The organism is Alicyclobacillus sendaiensis NBRC 100866 (genome assembly GCF_001552675.1).
GTDB lineage: Bacteria > Bacillota > Bacilli > Alicyclobacillales > Alicyclobacillaceae > Alicyclobacillus > Alicyclobacillus sendaiensis.
In genome coordinates this window covers 1-16,186 of record NZ_BCRQ01000036.1, presented here as the reverse complement: position 1 = coordinate 16,186, position 16,186 = coordinate 1, and the positions used below count along the sequence as shown (strand labels likewise).

Here is a 16,186-nt window from a genome sequence, read left to right as displayed (position 1 = left end):
GCTCCATCAGGCGAGCGTCACGTCCTTGCACAGATACACGTCCTGAATGAGATTCAACAGCTTCACGCCCTCGGCCATCGGGCGCTGGAACGCCTTGCGGCCGGAGATGAGCCCCATGCCGCCCGCGCGCTTGTTGATCACGGCCGTGCGCACGGCCTCGGCGAAGTCGTTCTCCCCCGACGCGCCGCCGGAGCTGATGAGCCCAATCTTGCCCATAAAGCCGTTGGCCACCTGGTAACGAGCGAGATCGATAGGGTGATCGCTCGTGAGCTCCGAATACACGCGCTTGTCGATCTTGCCGTAGCTCGACTGACCCATGTTCAGCGCCTGGTAGCCGCCGTTGACCTCCGGGAGCTTCTGCTTCACGATATCCGCTTCGATGGTCACGCCGAGGTGATTGGCCTGGCCCGTCAGATCGGCCGCCGTGTGGTAGTCGACCCCGTCCTTGACAAACGCGGGATTGCGCAGATAGCACCAGAGCACGGTGAACATGCCGAGCTCGTGCGCCAACTGGAACGCCTCGCTGACCTCCTGGATCTGGCGCGTCGACTCCGGCGAGCCGAAGTAGATGGTCGCGCCGACCCCGGCCGCTCCCAGATCCCACGCCTGCTTGACCGACGCAAACATGATCTGATCGTACTTATTCGGGTAGGTCAGGAGCTCGTTGTGATTGAGCTTAACAATATAAGGAATTTTATGTGCATATTTGCGGCTGGTCAAGCCCAGGACGCCGAGCGTCGACGCCACCGCGTTGCACCCGCCCTCGATGGCGAGCTTGACGATGTTCTCCGGATCAAAGTAGTCAGGATTCTTGGCGAACGACGCGCCCGCCGAGTGCTCGATGCCCTGATCCACGGGCAGGATGGACACGTATCCCGTCCCCGCCAGCCGCCCGGACGACAGCAACCACTGCAACGAGCGCAGGACCTGATTGTTCCGGTTGGAATACAGAAACACATCGTCCACAGTCGTCGGCGACGGCGGCGTCAGACGCTCCTTCGGAATCGTCTTGCACTCGTGATTCAGCAGATAGTCCGCTTCAGCGCCCAGATATTCGCGAATTTTTTCGATCACGCAATCGACCCCCTGGCGTTGGTTGGGTGCCCCATTGCAGAGCCCCCCACTTAGTTGGATAGAATCTCGGCCAACTCGCAAAGTTCCTGCGAAGGCTGGCGCACGGACGCGAACACCTCGTCAAATGGCACCGCCACGAGCGCCCCATTCTGCGTGGCGGCCATGACCGCGGTCTCGCCTTTGAGGAGGAGTTCGACTGCGAAGGCGCCCAAGCGGCTGGCCAGGACGCGATCGGCCACCGACGGCGCGCCGCCGCGCTGTACGTGCCCAAGCACGGTCACGCGCGTATCAAACCCCGTCTTTTCCTCGATGTAATGTCCGACGTCCACCGCGCGGGCGGCGCCTTCCGCCACGACGATGATGGAGTGTTTCTTGCCGCGGGCCACGCCCCGCTGCAGCTTCGCCACCACATCCTCGAGGCTGAACGGGACCTCGGGGATGAGCACGCTCTCGGCGCCGCCCGCCAGCCCGGCCGCGAGCGCGATATGCCCGGCGTGCCGACCCATGACCTCAATGACATACGTCCGCTCGTGCGACGTGGCCGTGTCGCGAATTTTGTCGATGGCCTGAATCACCGTCTGCACAGCCGTGTCAAAGCCGATGTTCGCGTCGCAGGCGCCGATGTCGTTGTCGATGGTGCAGGGCACGCCGACGGTCGGAATGCCCAGTTCGCTCAGGCGCTTGGCGCCTCGAAACGAGCCGTCTCCTCCGAGCACCACGAGACCCTCGATCCCGGCCTCGACGAGCCGCTCATACCCGCGCCTCTGCCCCTCTTCGGTCATGAACTCCTTGCAACGCGCCGTAAACAGGCAGGTGCCGCCGCGCTGGATGATGTCGCCGACGGATTCGATGGGCATCGGCCGGAAATCCCCGTCCAGCAAGCCCGCATACCCCCTGCGAATGCCGACGACCTCCAGCCCGCGGTAGATGGCCGTGCGGACCACGGCGCGGATGGCCGCGTTCATGCCAGGCGCGTCGCCCCCGCTCGTCAAAACGCCTATCTTTTGAATGGCCAACACCCCCAACGAGGACACCTTCATGGTAGACGACGATCGCGATTTGCGCAATGAACGGCACTCGAGTGCCGCGCCATCGCTCAGCCGGTGTTGCGCAACCCCGCGGCGATGCCGTTGATGGTTTGCAGCGCGTCGGCCAATTCCGCCTCTCGCTCGTCGGGCGAGAGGTCGTCCCGGCGCAGATCGGCCAGGAGACGCACCTGGAAAAACGACAGCGGATCGACGTACGGATTGCGAAGCGAAATCGACTCCCGAATCACCGGCCGGTTGTCGAGAAGCTGCGCATAGCCCGTGATGTCGAGCACGGCGCGCTCCGTCCTGGCGTACTCCTCCTCAATCAGCGGAAAGACCGCCTGTCCCGCGGCCCCCGCCAACTGCGCGTACTCCCGAGCCACCAGCATATCGGCCTTGGAGAGGGCCATCTGCAGGTTGTCCACGAGCGTGCGGAAGAACGGCCACACCTCGTACATGCGGCGCAGGTCTTCAAGCGCGCGGGGATCTTCTCGCATCAGGGCCTCCATGGCGCTGCCGAAGCCGTACCAGGCCGGGAGCAGATGGCGGCTCTGCGTCCACGAGAACACCCACGGGATGGCGCGCAGATCCTCGATGCGCGCCGACTGCGAACGCCGCGACGGCCTCGACCCAATGTTCATCTTGCCGATCTCGTCAATCGGCGTCGCGCGGTGGAAATACTCCAGGAAGGCGGGATGCTCGAAGACCAGCTTCCGGTAGGCGCGAAAGCTGATTTCCGACGCCCTGTCCAACAGCTGAAACCAGCGCGGATGCCGCTGCGCCCACTCCTCGCTGTCCTCGCGCGTGGCGCCCACCAGCACAGCCGCCGCCGACGATTCGAGCGACCGTTCGGCAATCCCCGGGTGTCCGTACCGCTGCGAGATGACCTCGCCCTGCTCCGTGATCTTGACGTGCCCTCGCAGCGCTTCCGTGGGCTGCGCAAGAATGCTCTGCTCCACCGGACCGCCCCCGCGGCCCAGCGCGCCGCCGCGTCCATGGAAGAACTTGATGCGCACGCCGTAGGCTTCCGCCAGGCGAATGAGGTGCTTCTGGGCCATGTACAGCGACCAGTTCGCGGTGAGGTAGCCGCCATCCTTGTTGCTGTCGGAATACCCGAGCATGATTTCCTGCTGCCAGCCGCGCATCTCCAGGTGACGCCGGTACACGGGATTTTCAAACAGCGACCGCATGATGTGAGCGGCGGACTCCAGATCTTCGATGGTCTCAAACAGCGGAACGACGTTCAACTCGCTCTTCGGGGGCGCCTTCGGCCCGTCCGGCCAGCCAAACAGGCCGGACTCCTTCGCCAAGAGCAACACCTCGAGGAGATCGCTCGCGCCTTGTGTCATGGAGATGAGATAGTCCTGCACGCAGCGAGGTCCAAACGTCTCGTGACCGCGCCGCACGCAGTCGAGGACCGCGAGCGCCTCGGTGGTGAGATCGGAGTACACATGGTACGGATTGCGGATAGGGCGCGGCGACGCGAGGCATTCGGACAGGACGCGCACCCGCGCTTCTTCGCCGAGCGACGCGTAGTCGTCGACAAGCCCCGCCGTCTGCAGAAGCTCCGCCACGGCCTGCTCGTGCACGCCGGAGTGTTGACGGATGTCGAGCGTGACCATGTGGAAACCGAAGATGCGAAGCTGCAGCAAAAACGGCCGCAGCCACGCGTCCACCATGCGCTGGCCCCGGTGATGCGCGAGCGATCTCGCCATCCGCTCGACGTCCTCCATCATCTCCTCGGGCGACGCGTAATCCGGGCCATCCACCTGCTCGCCGTGCAGGCGGCGCCGCGTATTCGCGAGCCGCTCCAGCATCCGGTTGATGAGCGCCCGGTACGGCTCGTCGTTCTCACCCTCGAGCGACGCCAGCAGATCCTCGTCCGCACCCGCTCGGTCCACCGACACACTCAGGTCCCGCCCGAGTTCTCGCAACTTTTGCTCATATTTGTTGAGGGCGAGATCGCAATGAAGGACGAGCGTCTGCCACGTGATGTCGGACGTGACGTTCGGATTGCCGTCGCGATCGCCTCCCATCCAGGAGCCGAAGCGAATCAGCGGGGGGAGTTCGAGAAGCTGACGGCCAAACTGCTCCTCGACGGCCTGTTCAAGCTTTTGATGCACGCGAGGCAGGACGTCAAACAGGATCTGATCCAGAAAGTACAGCCCGTTTCGGACCTCATCCAGGACGGTGATGCGCTGCTTGCGCACGGACCGGGTCTGCCACAGGGCGACGATCTCCGTCCGAATCCGCTCGCGCAGCACGTCGAGCTCTCGCGGTGTCTTGCGCGGATCGTCCATTTCCTCGAGGTAGGCGGCAATCTTCGTGTGCTTGTCGAGCACCGTGCGGCGAAGCGCCTCCGTGGGATGCGCGGTGAGCACGAGCTCGATCCCGACCTCCCGAAGCAGGGCCTCGATGTCGTCTGCGGTCATGCCGCGATGCGCAAGGGTGCGCATCGCCTCGCGAAACGAACCGCGCAGAACCTGTTGCGAGCGATCATAGTCTCGGTGCCGGCGAAGCCGGTGGTTCTGCTCGGCGAGGTTGACGAGCTGGAAGTACACCGAAAACGCGTGTATGACGTCGTTTCGGTGCTCCGGTTCCACGGCGGACACGGCCTGCTGCAGCGCCGCGCGCGTTTCCGGCGATGGCTGGGCGCGAAAAGCCTTGGCAGCGAGGCGAATGGATTCGACGTGATCGAACACCCGCTGGCCGCACTGCTCGACCAGCACTTCTCCCAACAAATCCCCGAGGACGCGTATGTCCCGGTGCAAGGGCGCGTCGTTCGCCAACGAGATACCTCCTGTCCTCTCCACTCCGTGGGTCGATTTTCTCTATCGTTCCCGTATCAGGTTACAACGGGCCGAAGCTTCGCGCAACGAACGCTCGTCCCAAAACTGAGAAACTTCGCCCTAGACGAGAAAACGGCCAATGAGAGATTGCAGGTCTTGGGCTCGCGCGCTGAGCGACGCGGCCGTCGAGGCGATTTCCTGCATCGAACTCGCCTGTTGCTGAGAAGCGGCCACCACACTCTCCGACTCCCGGGCCGCCTGTTGCGCCAGCTCGACCACGACGGCCATATCCCGGGACATGTGGTCGGCCTCTGCGACGATGGTTTTCGTAGCATCCGCGACCTCTTCCACGATGAGCGCCCGGAGGTTTCCGACGAGGTCGTTCCAGACGCGCGCGAAGTCTTCGATCTCGTCGCGAGTGCGCACGTCGACGGGCTGAACGCGCAGATCTCGCTGCGACACCGTTTGGCGCGAGCAGGTAGAGCGCCGCGTCGTTGTCCGCCGTCGCGATGCCCTAGTCAAACTGGCGAATGAGGTTGAGCACCGTATCGGCCTGCTCGAGCTTGCTGACGGACTGGTGCAGTTGGCTCACCAGCACGCCGTTCACAACGCCGAGGGCGACGAGGAGGAGGGTGACGAGGCCGGTATTCACGAGGAACTTTTGGCGGATGCTGAGCGTCGGCAACCGATCCACAAACCGCTGACCGAGCCTGCGAAGGCGCGTGTCTCCGCGCGCTCCAATGTCGTCATAGGTGGGCATGGCGGACCCCCAACCGAACAATTCGTCGACGCCGGCAGACCGATGTCCAGCGCGACGTCAAGCCTCGCCCACCTATTCGGGATGGCCGGTAAAATTCCTCTCCGCCCACGACACGATTCAGGCCCGACGCCGCTCGCGCCGGGCCTGACGTCTACCCTCACTCGAACGTATCGCGCGACAGCAGTTCCGCGAGGGTCTCCACCGCCCGCTCTGCGTCGCTCCCCTCGGCCTGCAGCGTGACCGATTCGCCGCGGGCGATGGCCATTGACATCACGCCGAGGACGCTCTTCGCGTCGACGAAGTGACCGTTCTTCCCGATGCGAATCTGGCTGGAAAACGACGACGCCCGCTTGACAAACTCCGCCGCTGGCCGCGCCGCGAGCCCCTGAGGAAGGTTGACGGTCAAGACCTTTTCCACCATCTCATCAACACCTCGATATCACACCATAGCTTCTTGACGTTCACCCGCAGGACCTGCGGCGAAGCCGATGGACTCCTCCGTCTCCGCGTCGAAAATGTGGATTTTGTTCAAGTCCACCGCGAGCTTGACCGAGCTCCCGACGTGGTAGACGTGGCGCGGGTTCACGCGCGAGACGATCGTGTTCGGCCCAATGCTTGTGTGCAGGTAGACCTCGGAGCCCATGTGTTCCACGACTTCCACCTGTATCTGGATCACCGAGTCAAGATAGGTGGTCATGAACACTTCCTCATCGTGCAGGTCTTCCGGCCGCACGCCGAGCACAACCGGCTTGCCGATGGCCCCCGAGGCCTTCAGCACGCCATAGCGCCCCTCCGGCAGGCGCAGCGAAATCGAGGGCGCGCGGAAGTAAAACGCGTCGCCGTCCTGCACAATCTCGCCACGAATAAAGTTCATGGCGGGAGACCCGATGAATCCTGCCACAAACATGTTCTTCGGCTGCGAGTACACGACCTGCGGCGTATCCGCCTGCTGGATGACGCCGTCGCGCATGACCACGATGCGATCGCCCATCGTCATGGCTTCCGTCTGATCATGTGTAACGTAAATGACGGTCGTTTGCAACCGCTGATGCAGCTTCCGGATCTCCGCGCGCATCTGCACGCGCAACTTCGCGTCCAGGTTCGACAGCGGCTCGTCCATGAGGAACACCTGCGGCTCGCGCACAATGGCGCGTCCCAAGGCTACGCGCTGGCGCTGACCGCCGGAGAGCGCCTTCGGCTTTCGGTCGAGCAGATGCGCGATATCGAGGATCTTCGCCGCCTCCTGCACGCGCCGGTCGATCTCGGCCTTCGGCACCTTGCGCAGTTTCAGGCCAAACGCCATGTTCTGATACACCGTCATGTGGGGATAGAGCGCGTAGTTCTGGAACACCATCGCGATATCCCGATCTTTCGGCGGCACGTCGTTCACGAGGCGATCGCCAATGTAGAGGTTGCCCTCGGTGATGTCCTCGAGTCCAGCGATCATGCGAAGCGTCGTCGTCTTGCCGCATCCAGAGGGGCCGACAAACACCGTGAACTCCTTGTCCTGAATGTCGAGATTGAAGTCCTTCACTGTCGGCTCCGTCTGGCCGGGATATGTCTTGTAAATGTGCTCGAGCAATACGCGAGCCACGCTATCAACTCCCCGTCAGAATGCTCATACTGAGCATAGCAAAACGCTTTCACCGTGGCCATGTGCAACTTGTACAGCCCCTGCGCTCACTCGAGTGCAGATTGACCCTCGAGAAGCGCGCTCGCGGCGAAAAGGGCAAACGCATCGGTGCCCCGGCGAACGTCTAGGCCCGACGCTTCGCGCAATTTCTCAATTCGCGCAAGCAGCGTGTTCCGGTGCATGTAGAGCGAACGCGCCGCCTCGCTGAGGTTCAGGTTGGCGTGGACCATGGCCGAGGCCATCTCTGGCCAGCCTTCCGGCCAATGCGCCGCTTCTTCGTCGGAGATGGCGGAGACGGATCGCAAAAAGGCGGCTCTGGCGGTGTCGTCAAGCCAGCGAAGGGCCATTCGCACGGGGTCGTCACCGAACACCGCCGCCCCCGTGGCTCGCTGGAGCGCCTCGCGCCGCGCAAGCTCGAGCATCGCCACGCCCGCCGGCGCGTCCTGCGGCGTTCGAATCACGCCTGAGACGGCCACGCGCGCGTCGATCATCGCCTCACTCCGCAAGGCGCTCGCGATCTGCGCCGCCAGCGCCGAAATCCCTCGGACGTCCATCTCTGCGTGCCCGAGAGACAGCCAGGCGTGGCGAAGCGCGGGCCTTGAGACCGAAGCGATGGCGAGCGGCATGGAGGAGAAGAATTGCCAAGCGCTCGCCTCGACGTACGCCTCTGTGACCCTCTTCACCATGTCTGCACTTTCTCGCGGCTCCGGCGCCCTGCCCACGCGCGCCGACCACTCGATCGCGACCAAATGCGCTGGGTACGCGGAAAGAGCCACCGAGGCCGCCGCCTCGCGAACTGGCTCCGCACACTCCAGCCCTGCGACGGCGGCCACGAGATGTCGGGCAGGGCAGCTGCGCAAACGCACCATCGGTTCGGCATCGCGTTGCCCGCGTGACGAACGAAGCGCCCAAGTCAAAAACGCGCGTTCACGCTGTGCAAGCGACGTTCCGTCGACGCCGAGATCCTCCCGGACGCGCAAGTAGCAGGCCCCGTTCGGCCCGTCGACCCACTCCCCGATGAGCGCGTCGGGAAGCGACGGCGTCCACGAGATCCACGCGCAGGGCTTGCCGAGGGCGCCCATGAACCGAGACACCAACTCCGCTTGGAATTCCATGATCATCTTGGCTCCCACACAAACCGCGTTGGCACTTTCTATCGATTCTAGCACGCCTGTGCCATCCCGCCCACACGTCCGAAAGCGCGGCGAGCGGGGCTTCTGCGCCCCGCTCGCACCCGTTCGCCTTTCCACAGGCTCGGTCCGCTCGATGCGGACCCATCAGTAGTTGTCCTTCGGCATGACTTCGCGCCGCGCCACGCCCGTGCGGCGAGCGGCCTCCGCCACCGCGTCCGCGACTCTCTGAACAACCGCTTGGTTAAAGACAGACGGAATAATGTAGTCCTCGCGCAGCTCGCTCTCGCGGATGATGGACGCGATGGCCTGCGCGGCCGCAAGCTTCATCTCCTCGTTGATGGTCGACGCGCGCGCCGCAAGCGCGCCCTTGAACATCCCCGGGAAACAGAGCAGATTGTTGATCTGGTTCGGATAGTCCGACCGCCCTGTGGCGAGCACGCGCACATGCGGAGCCGCCAACTCCGGCTCGATCTCCGGCGTCGGATTCGCCATCGCGAACACAATCGGATCCGGCGCCATCTTCTTGATGTGTTCGACGGTCAACACGCCCGGCCCCGAGACGCCGATGAATACATCCGCGCCCACGATGGCGTCGTCCAGCGTGCCCGTGATATTGTCCGGGTTCGTGTGCTCCTTGTACCAGTTCCAGATCTCGTTGTCGTACTGCTTGCCGCGGTGCAGGATGCCCTCCAGCGTGACGCCGATGATGTTCTTGACCCCGGCGGACAAAAGCATCTTCGTGCAGGCCACGCCGGCGGCGCCGATGCCGACAATCACGACCTTCAGATCCTGGAGCTTCTTCCCGACGAGCTTGGCCGCGTTCATCAGGCCGGCGAGCATCACGACCGCCGTGCCGTGCTGATCGTCGTGGAACACCGGGATGTCAAGCTCCTGCTTCAGTCGCTCCTCGATATAGAAACACCTCGGGGATGAGATATCCTCCAGATTGATGCCACCAAACGCCGGCGCGATGCGCTTGACCGTCTCGACGATCTCGTCCGGATCCTTGGTATCCAGGCAGATGGGAAACGCGTCCACGCCCGCGAACTGCTTGAACAGCATCGCCTTGCCTTCCATGACCGGCATGGCCGCGTACGGGCCGATGTCCCCGAGGCCCAGGACCGCCGTGCCGTCCGAGACCACGGCCACTGTGTTCCGCTTGATGGTCAGCTGGAACGCCTTCGACGGATCCTCGTGAATCGCCTCGCACACACGCGCCACGTGCGGCGTGTAGACGCGCGAAAGATCCTCGCGGTTCTTCACCTGGATCTTCGGCACAACTTCGAGCTTTCCGCCCAGGTGAACGAGGAAGGTCCGGTCGGATACCGCGATCACGTGGATCCCCGGCTCCGCGTCGAGCAACTCGGCAATCTGGCGGCCGTGTTCCCGATTCGCGACGTTGATGGTCACGTCTCGCACCACCACGTCCTGCGTCACGCGGATCACGTCCACCGCGGCGATGTCGCCGCCGGCGTTCCCGACCAGGCTCGCCACCTTTGCAAACGTATTGCCTTTGTTGGCGATTTCCAGTCGATAGATCAGACTGATGCCACTCCGCTGAAACTCCATGCGCGACCTCCTCTTTGCCGTCTCGGCTGGATACGCCTAGTGTAACAGACGCTTGATTTTCAAGACAACGCGCCGTGCTCCAGATCACAAAGGACGCACCAGGGAGGGGCTGGTGCGTCCTCGCTGCGCACGTCTCACGCGTCCGTTCGAGCTTCCATCCGGTGCAGCCCCAGGACCTCGGCTGTCTCGGCCTGAATGGACCGCATCAGATCCGGCCGGTCACCGAGCGTGACGCCGTAAGACGGGATCATCTCGCGGATCTTGTTCTCCCACTCGGGCAGCCGGTCGGGAAAACACTTGCGGATGACCTCGAGCATGATGGACACCACGACCGACGCGCCCGGAGACGCGCCGAGCAGCGCCGCAATGGAGCCGTCCTTGGCGCTCACGACCTCGGTTCCGAACTGGAGTTCGCCGCGCGGGCGCCGCTTGATGACCTGGACGCGTTGACCCGCGACGACGAGGCGCCAATCTTCATCGCGCGCTGTGGGCACGAACTCGCGCAACTCGTCCATGCGCTGCTTTTTGGTCAGCATGAGCTGCCGGATGAGATACAGCGTCAACGAGGCGTTCTTCGCACCCGCGGCGAGAAGTGTCGACAGGTTGTGAAGCTTGACCGACTTGACGAGATCGAGCATGGAACCCGTCTTCAAAAAGCGCGGCGAAAACCCAGCGAACGGCCCGAACAGGACGTACTCGCGGCCGCCGATGACGCGGGCATCCAGATGCGGCACGGACATGGGAGGCGCGCCCACCGGGGCTTTGCCATACACCTTGGCGCGGTGCTGGCGTACGATTTCTGGGTTCTCGCAGACCATGAACAGGCCGCTCACCGGGAAGCCGCCGATGCCTTTCCCCTCCTCAATCCCGGATTTCTGCAGAAGCAGTAGACTCCATCCCCCAGCGCCGACGAAGACGAACTTCGACACGTGGTCATACGTGACGCCCGTCTTCACATCGCGCACCCGGAGCTGCCACAGGCCGTCCCGCGTGCGCTTGAGGTCTTGGACCTCCTTCCCGCACTGCACTTCCACGCCTTCTCGTTCAAGGTATTGGAACAGCATGCGGGTGAGCGCGCCGAAGTTCACGTCGGTGCCGGACGGGACCCACGTGGCAGCAATCGGCCGATCCAGCTTCCGGTCCTTCATCATCAACGGGATCCACTCGCGGAGTCGTTCGGGATCCTCGGAGTACTCCATCCCTTGAAAAAGCGGGTGCTGAGACAACAGTTGGTGACGCTTCTTCAAGAAGGCCACGTTCGTCTCGCCTTGCACGAAACTCATGTGCGGGACCGGCACGATGAAATCTTTCGGCTGCTCGATGATGCCCTGCCGAACCAAAAACGACCAAAATTGGCGCGAGACCAAGAACTGCTCATTCACCTGAATCGCTTTGGAGATGTCGATGCTGCCATCGGGTTTTTCGACCGTGTAGTTCAGCTCGCAGAGCGCAGAGTGGCCTGTGCCCGCATTGTTCCACTCGTTCGAACTCTCCACAGCGACCTCGTCGAGGCGCTCGAACACGGTGATGGTCCAATCCGGCGCAAGCTGCCGAAACAAGGTCCCCAGCGTGGCACTCATAATGCCGCCGCCAATCAGGGCGACATCCGATCTCGTCTTTCCGTCCATCTCGATCCCATCCTTATGCAGATGCGGGCGCGATGATGCGCCGCACAAACCATACTGTCGGACATTCGGCCCCGAAGGATCGCTTTGCGGGCCGAAATCAAGCGGTTTCCACGCCGTTCAACGAATTTCGACAATCCGTATAGAGTATAAATCATCGGCGCGCGATTCGCGAATTCAGCGCGCCCAAGCCTCGCGCAGCAGAAACGGCGGGGTTCGGCCTGTGCCGCCCCCCGCCGTCCCACTCCCATGATCAGCCCTCGAGCAACAGGGACTCCGGATCCTCGATCAGCCGCTTCACGGTGACCAGGAAGCTCACGGCCTCGGCTCCGTCCACAATGCGGTGATCGTACGAAAGCGCGATGTACATCATCGGGCGGATCTCCACCTGCCCATTCACGGCCACCGGGCGCTCCACGATGTTATGCATCCCAAGGATGCCGACCTGGGGCGCGTTGAGGATGGGCGTGGAGAACAGCGATCCGAACGTACCGCCGTTCGTGATGGTAAAGGTGCCACCCTGCAGTTCCTCGAGCGACAACTTGTTCGCCCGAGCCCGCGCGGCGAGATCGGCGATCTGCTGCTCAATCTCGGCAAACGTCAGGCGATCCGCGTTCCGAACCACAGGCACCACGAGGCCGCCCTCCGTCGCCACCGCGATGCCGATGTCGTAGTGGTGCTTCACAATCATGTCCTCGCCCTGGATCTCCGCGTTCAGGAGCGGGAACTGCTTCAGCGCACCCACCACCGCCTTGGTGAAGAACGACATGTAGCCGAGCCCCACGCCGTACTTCTCGCGGAACGCGTCCTTGCGCCGCTTGCGGATCTCCATCACGCGGCTCATGTCCACTTCGTTGAACGTGGTCAGCATGGCCGCGGTGTGCTGGGCCTCCACAAGCCGCTTGGCGATGGTCGCGCGGCGGCGCGACATGCGGATGCGTTCCTCATCCGGGCGCAACGCCGCCTGGGAAGCCGACTGCACGGCCGGTGCGGGCGTTGCCTGTGGCGCCGCGGGTGCCGAAGGCTTGGCGCCAAGCCCCAGCGCCCCGGCCTGCACCTGACGAAGATCGATGCCCTGCGCGGCCGCAGCTCGCCGCAGCGACGGCGTCGGCCGCACCAAAAGCTCGCCTGGCACCGAAACCTGTTGCTGCGCCGAGGCCTGCTGTGCGGACGGCGCCTGCGCTTGCACCTGAGGAGCGCTCGGCGCAGACGGCTTGACCTCCTCAGGTTGCGCCTGATTCGACGGCTGCGACTGCTGAGCCGGCGCGGACGGCGCCTGACCCTCGGCGATTACGGCGATGACATCCCCAATCGCCACGGTGTCGCCGACCTGCTTCAGGATCTGCGTCAGCACGCCAGACTCTTCGGCGATGACCTCGACGTTGACCTTGTCCGTCTCCAGCTCCGCGATGGCCTCGCCCGACTCAACCGCGTCCCCTTCGCGCTTGAGCCACTGCCCAATCGTCGCTTCCACAATCGACTCGCCTAGCGATGGAACCTTGACCTCTGCCACAATGGCTTCCTCCCCGTATTCGGCATGCGCCCTTAGTGGATATCGTTTGCCAACGCCTGCGCCAAAATTTCAGCCTGCACGCGGTTGTGCACGTCCGGCGATCCTTCCGCCACAAAGCCCTGCTCGGGACGGCCGATATAACGGAGTTTCACCGACGCCGGAAGAAGTTCCTGCAACCTCGGCCGCATGAAGTTCCACGGCCCCTGGTTCTCGGGTTCCTCCTGGAGCCACACCACCTCTTGCAGGTTGGGATACGAGCGGATGGCGTCCCTCACGCGATCCGCCGGGAACGGGTACAACTGTTCGACACGCGCGGTGGCCACGTGCGCGCAAGCTTCCTCGCCCCTTTTGGACATCTCCGCGGCGAGGTCGACGCCGACCTTCCCGCTCGAGAGGATGAGACGCCGGACCGCCTGCGCCCGCTCGCCCGCCTTGGCGAAGTGCAGAACCGGCTGGAATCGTCCATCGGTCAGATCTTCCGGCTTCGATGCCGCAAGCGGGTTTCGAAGCAAGCTCTTCGGCGTCATGATGACGAGCGGGCGCGGGTTGGCGAGCCGAGCCGCCTGGCGCCGCAGCAGATGGAAGTACTGCGCCGAGGTCGTCACGTTCGCCACCACGATGTTGTTGCGGGCCGCGAGCTGCAGGAACCGCTCCACGCGGCCACTCGAGTGCTCGTGCGCCTGCCCCTCGAACCCGTGGGGCAAGAGCAACACCAGCCCGGACGTCTCTCCCCACTTGGACCGCGCCGCCACGATGAAGTTGTCAAAGAGCGGTTGACCGACATTCGCGAAGTCGCCGTACTGCGCTTCCCACAGCACCAGCGCGTCCTTCGCTTCGACCGAGTAGCCGTACTCAAAGCCGATCACGGCCGTCTCCGAAAGCGGGCTGTTGTACACCACAAAGCTCGCCTTGGCGCCCGGCAGGTGCTGGAGCGGAGCGTAGCGCGCGTTGGTGTTCGCGTCGTGGAGGACGAGATGGCGCTGGCCGAACGTCCCGCGCTCCGAGTCCTGGCCGGACATGCGGATGGGCGTGCCGGATCGCAGAATGGTTCCAAACGCCAGGGCCTCGGCGTGCGCCCAGTCGATGTCGCCTCCGTCGAGCGCGTCCCGGCGCCGCTCCAGGATGCGCTTCAGCTTCGGATAGACGGTGAAGTCGGGGGGCGTTTCCAACAGCGCTCGGTTGATTTCTTTGAGTTCCTCCAGCGTGACGGGCTCTGCGTCTTCCGTAGGCTCCGAGAAGTCCGTGACGGCCGCCGGCGTGTGAATCTCAGGGTATTTCTTGTACGCCTGCAGCAGCTCCGCGTCGATGGCCTGGTCGATCTTCTGGAGATCCGCCGCCGTGAACGCGCCCCTCGAAACCAACTCGTTCGCGTAGATCTCCATCACGGTTGGATGGGACGCGATCTTCGCATACATCACCGGCTGCGTCATGGCCGGATCGTCCGACTCGTTGTGGCCCCAGCGCCGATAGCCGACGAGATCAATCACGATGTCCTTCTGGAACGTCTCGCGATACAGGAAGGCGAGGCGAACCGCGCGCAGGCACGCTTCCGGGTTGTCCGCCGAAACGTGGACGACCGGGAGGTCGTAGCCCTTGGCGATGTCGCTCGCGTAACGGGTCGACCGGCCCTGCTCCGGGTCGGCGGTGAAACCGAGGTGGTTGTTGGCGATGATGTGCACTGTGCCGCCGGTGTAATAGCCGGGGATCTTCGAAAAGTTGAGCGTCTCGGCGACCACACCTTCGCCGGTGAACGCGGCGTCGCCGTGCACCAGGATGGGGAACGCCTTGTGGACATCCTGAGTGGGCTGCCCGGGCCGCGTCCGGTCGTCCTGCGCGGCGCGCGTCATGCCTTCCACGACGGGATCGACGAACTCCAAGTGGCTCGGGTTGTTGGAGAGCACGTAGCGCGCCTTCTGGCCGTTTGGCGTCTCGAAGGTGCGCGTCCAGCCCATGTGGTACTTCACGTCGCCGCCCCAGCCGAGCATGTATTCCGCGAGTTCTTCGTCCGAGGCCATGCCATTGCCGGCGTGAAACTCGGAGAAGATGCGCTCGTAGGGCTTTTTCAGCACGTGCGCGAGGACGTTCAGGCGGCCGCGGTGCGCCATGCCGATGAACACGTGATGAAAACCGGCGTCGACGGCCATCTTCGCAAGCGCATCCACCATAGGGACGAGTGCGTCCACGCCCTCGACGGAAAACCGCTTCTGGCCGACGAAGCGCTTGTGCATAAACCGCTCAAACAGCTGCGCGCGCGCCAGCAGTTCGTAAAGCGCCTTCGCCTCGTCCAGGGTGAGCGGCTGATGAAACCGCCGGTTTTCAATCTGATCCTCAAACCATGCCCGCTCTTCACGGCTCGAAATATGGGCAAATTCATAGCCCAGGTCGCTGCAATACGCCTTCCGCAGCGCTTCGATGGCCGCGAGCGCGGTCGGCGCCGACTGCGCAATGGGACCTCCGACCACCGAGGCGGGCAGGGAGGCGAGATCCGCCTCTACGAGGCCGTACGTCGACGGTTCCAATTCGGGCGACCCTTCGGGAGCAAACAGCGGATCCGTATCCGCCGCGAGGTGGCCGTTGGCGCGGATGGCTTGAGCCAACTGGTGGGCTTTCGTTGCGACCTCCAGCGTGCGAGGCGACAGAGCAGAAACCTGAGGTCCGAACACCGGTTGTGTCTCTATGGGAGAAGCAGATACCGCCTGAGCCGGATCCCCGTATTGCACAAATAAGCTGCGCACGTCTTCCGGCACAGCGTTGGGATCCACGAGGTACTGCTCATACTGCTCAAGCAGGTAGGCCAGGTTTGGCCCTGAGAACTGATGCCAGAACGTCTGCATTGATCCAGGTTGTTCGTTTGCCATTGTGAACCCCTCTTCCACGCGCACTGGGCATGACGGAGCACCCGCTTGGGGGCGCCTTGGGACACCCGGGAATCCCAAGCAGGAATTCCGGCCTGGTGTCAGAGAATGAATAGACGGGTAGGACAAACCCTATCCTTTTCCGATTTCTATGTATACCACAGTCGGAATTCCCGCGCAAAACTTCGCGCACACAGCGTCCGTGTC

12 protein-coding genes are annotated in these 16,186 nt (G+C 63.5%); all 12 read right to left on the bottom strand.

All coding sequences use genetic code 11. The features are described from left to right. Positions 1-6 precede the first annotated feature (6 nt). On the bottom strand, positions 7-1,074 hold the full coding sequence (locus tag AS26_RS08490) for a class I fructose-bisphosphate aldolase (RefSeq protein ID WP_062308439.1): 1,068 nt from the start codon (positions 1,072-1,074) through the stop codon (positions 7-9). Positions 1,075-1,124: 50 nt separating this feature from the next. Next, complete coding sequence (gene pfkA / locus AS26_RS08485; RefSeq protein ID WP_062308465.1) at positions 1,125-2,084, bottom strand: 6-phosphofructokinase; 960 nt, start codon at positions 2,082-2,084, stop codon at positions 1,125-1,127. 86 nt (positions 2,085-2,170) lie between these two features. Next, a complete protein-coding gene (gene ppc, locus AS26_RS08480) occupies positions 2,171-4,891 on the bottom strand; it encodes a phosphoenolpyruvate carboxylase (protein WP_062308436.1) in 2,721 nt (906 codons plus the stop codon). A 120-nt stretch (positions 4,892-5,011) separates the two neighbouring features. Then, positions 5,012-5,353, bottom strand: coding sequence for a hypothetical protein (locus AS26_RS14685; RefSeq protein WP_062308433.1), 342 nt, complete (start codon positions 5,351-5,353; stop codon positions 5,012-5,014). 52 nt (positions 5,354-5,405) lie between these two features. After that, positions 5,406-5,651 (bottom strand): hypothetical protein, encoded by a 246-nt coding sequence (locus AS26_RS14680; protein WP_062308430.1) that lies wholly within the window; start codon positions 5,649-5,651, stop codon positions 5,406-5,408. A gap of 157 nt (positions 5,652-5,808) precedes the next feature. Next, positions 5,809-6,072 carry an HPr family phosphocarrier protein gene (locus tag AS26_RS08465; protein ID WP_012811408.1) on the bottom strand — a complete coding sequence of 88 codons (264 nt, stop codon included), beginning with the start codon at positions 6,070-6,072 and terminating at the stop codon, positions 5,809-5,811. An 18-nt stretch (positions 6,073-6,090) separates the two neighbouring features. Then, the gene (locus tag AS26_RS08460; RefSeq protein ID WP_062308428.1) at positions 6,091-7,245 is read right to left on the bottom strand and encodes an ABC transporter ATP-binding protein; all 1,155 of its coding nucleotides are present in this window, start codon (positions 7,243-7,245) and stop codon (positions 6,091-6,093) included. Between the two features lie 86 nt (positions 7,246-7,331). Beyond that, a complete protein-coding gene (locus AS26_RS08455; RefSeq protein WP_245629681.1) occupies positions 7,332-8,399 on the bottom strand; it encodes a helix-turn-helix domain-containing protein in 1,068 nt (355 codons plus the stop codon). Positions 8,400-8,561: 162 nt separating this feature from the next. After that, positions 8,562-9,986, bottom strand: coding sequence for an NAD-dependent malic enzyme (locus AS26_RS08450; RefSeq protein ID WP_062308423.1), 1,425 nt, complete (start codon positions 9,984-9,986; stop codon positions 8,562-8,564). 134 nt (positions 9,987-10,120) lie between these two features. Beyond that, positions 10,121-11,614, bottom strand: a complete 1,494-nt coding sequence (mqo, locus tag AS26_RS08445; RefSeq protein ID WP_062308420.1) for a malate dehydrogenase (quinone) — start codon at positions 11,612-11,614, stop codon at positions 10,121-10,123. Positions 11,615-11,864: 250 nt separating this feature from the next. Next, entirely contained in the window at positions 11,865-13,124 is a 1,260-nt protein-coding gene (gene odhB / locus AS26_RS08440; protein WP_062308417.1) for a 2-oxoglutarate dehydrogenase complex dihydrolipoyllysine-residue succinyltransferase, read from the bottom strand. A gap of 32 nt (positions 13,125-13,156) precedes the next feature. Continuing rightward, complete coding sequence (locus AS26_RS08435) at positions 13,157-15,982, bottom strand: 2-oxoglutarate dehydrogenase E1 component (RefSeq protein ID WP_062308414.1); 2,826 nt, start codon at positions 15,980-15,982, stop codon at positions 13,157-13,159. Positions 15,983-16,186 lie beyond the last annotated feature (204 nt).

Excerpts from the sequence above, each read along its gene's own strand:
- AS26_RS14680 (WP_062308430.1), bottom strand. The coding sequence starts at position 5,651 with ATGCCCACCTATGACGACATTGGAGCGCGCGGAGACACGCGCCTTCGC.
- AS26_RS08465 (WP_012811408.1), bottom strand. The coding sequence starts at position 6,072 with ATGGTGGAAAAGGTCTTGACCGTCAACCTTCCTCAGGGGCTCGCGGCG.
- mqo (WP_062308420.1), bottom strand. The coding sequence starts at position 11,614 with ATGGACGGAAAGACGAGATCGGATGTCGCCCTGATTGGCGGCGGCATT.
- AS26_RS08455 (WP_245629681.1), bottom strand. The coding sequence starts at position 8,399 with ATGGAATTCCAAGCGGAGTTGGTGTCTCGGTTCATGGGCGCCCTCGGC.
- AS26_RS08435 (WP_062308414.1), bottom strand. The coding sequence starts at position 15,982 with ATGGCAAACGAACAACCTGGATCAATGCAGACGTTCTGGCATCAGTTC.
- AS26_RS08450 (WP_062308423.1), bottom strand. The coding sequence starts at position 9,986 with ATGGAGTTTCAGCGGAGTGGCATCAGTCTGATCTATCGACTGGAAATC.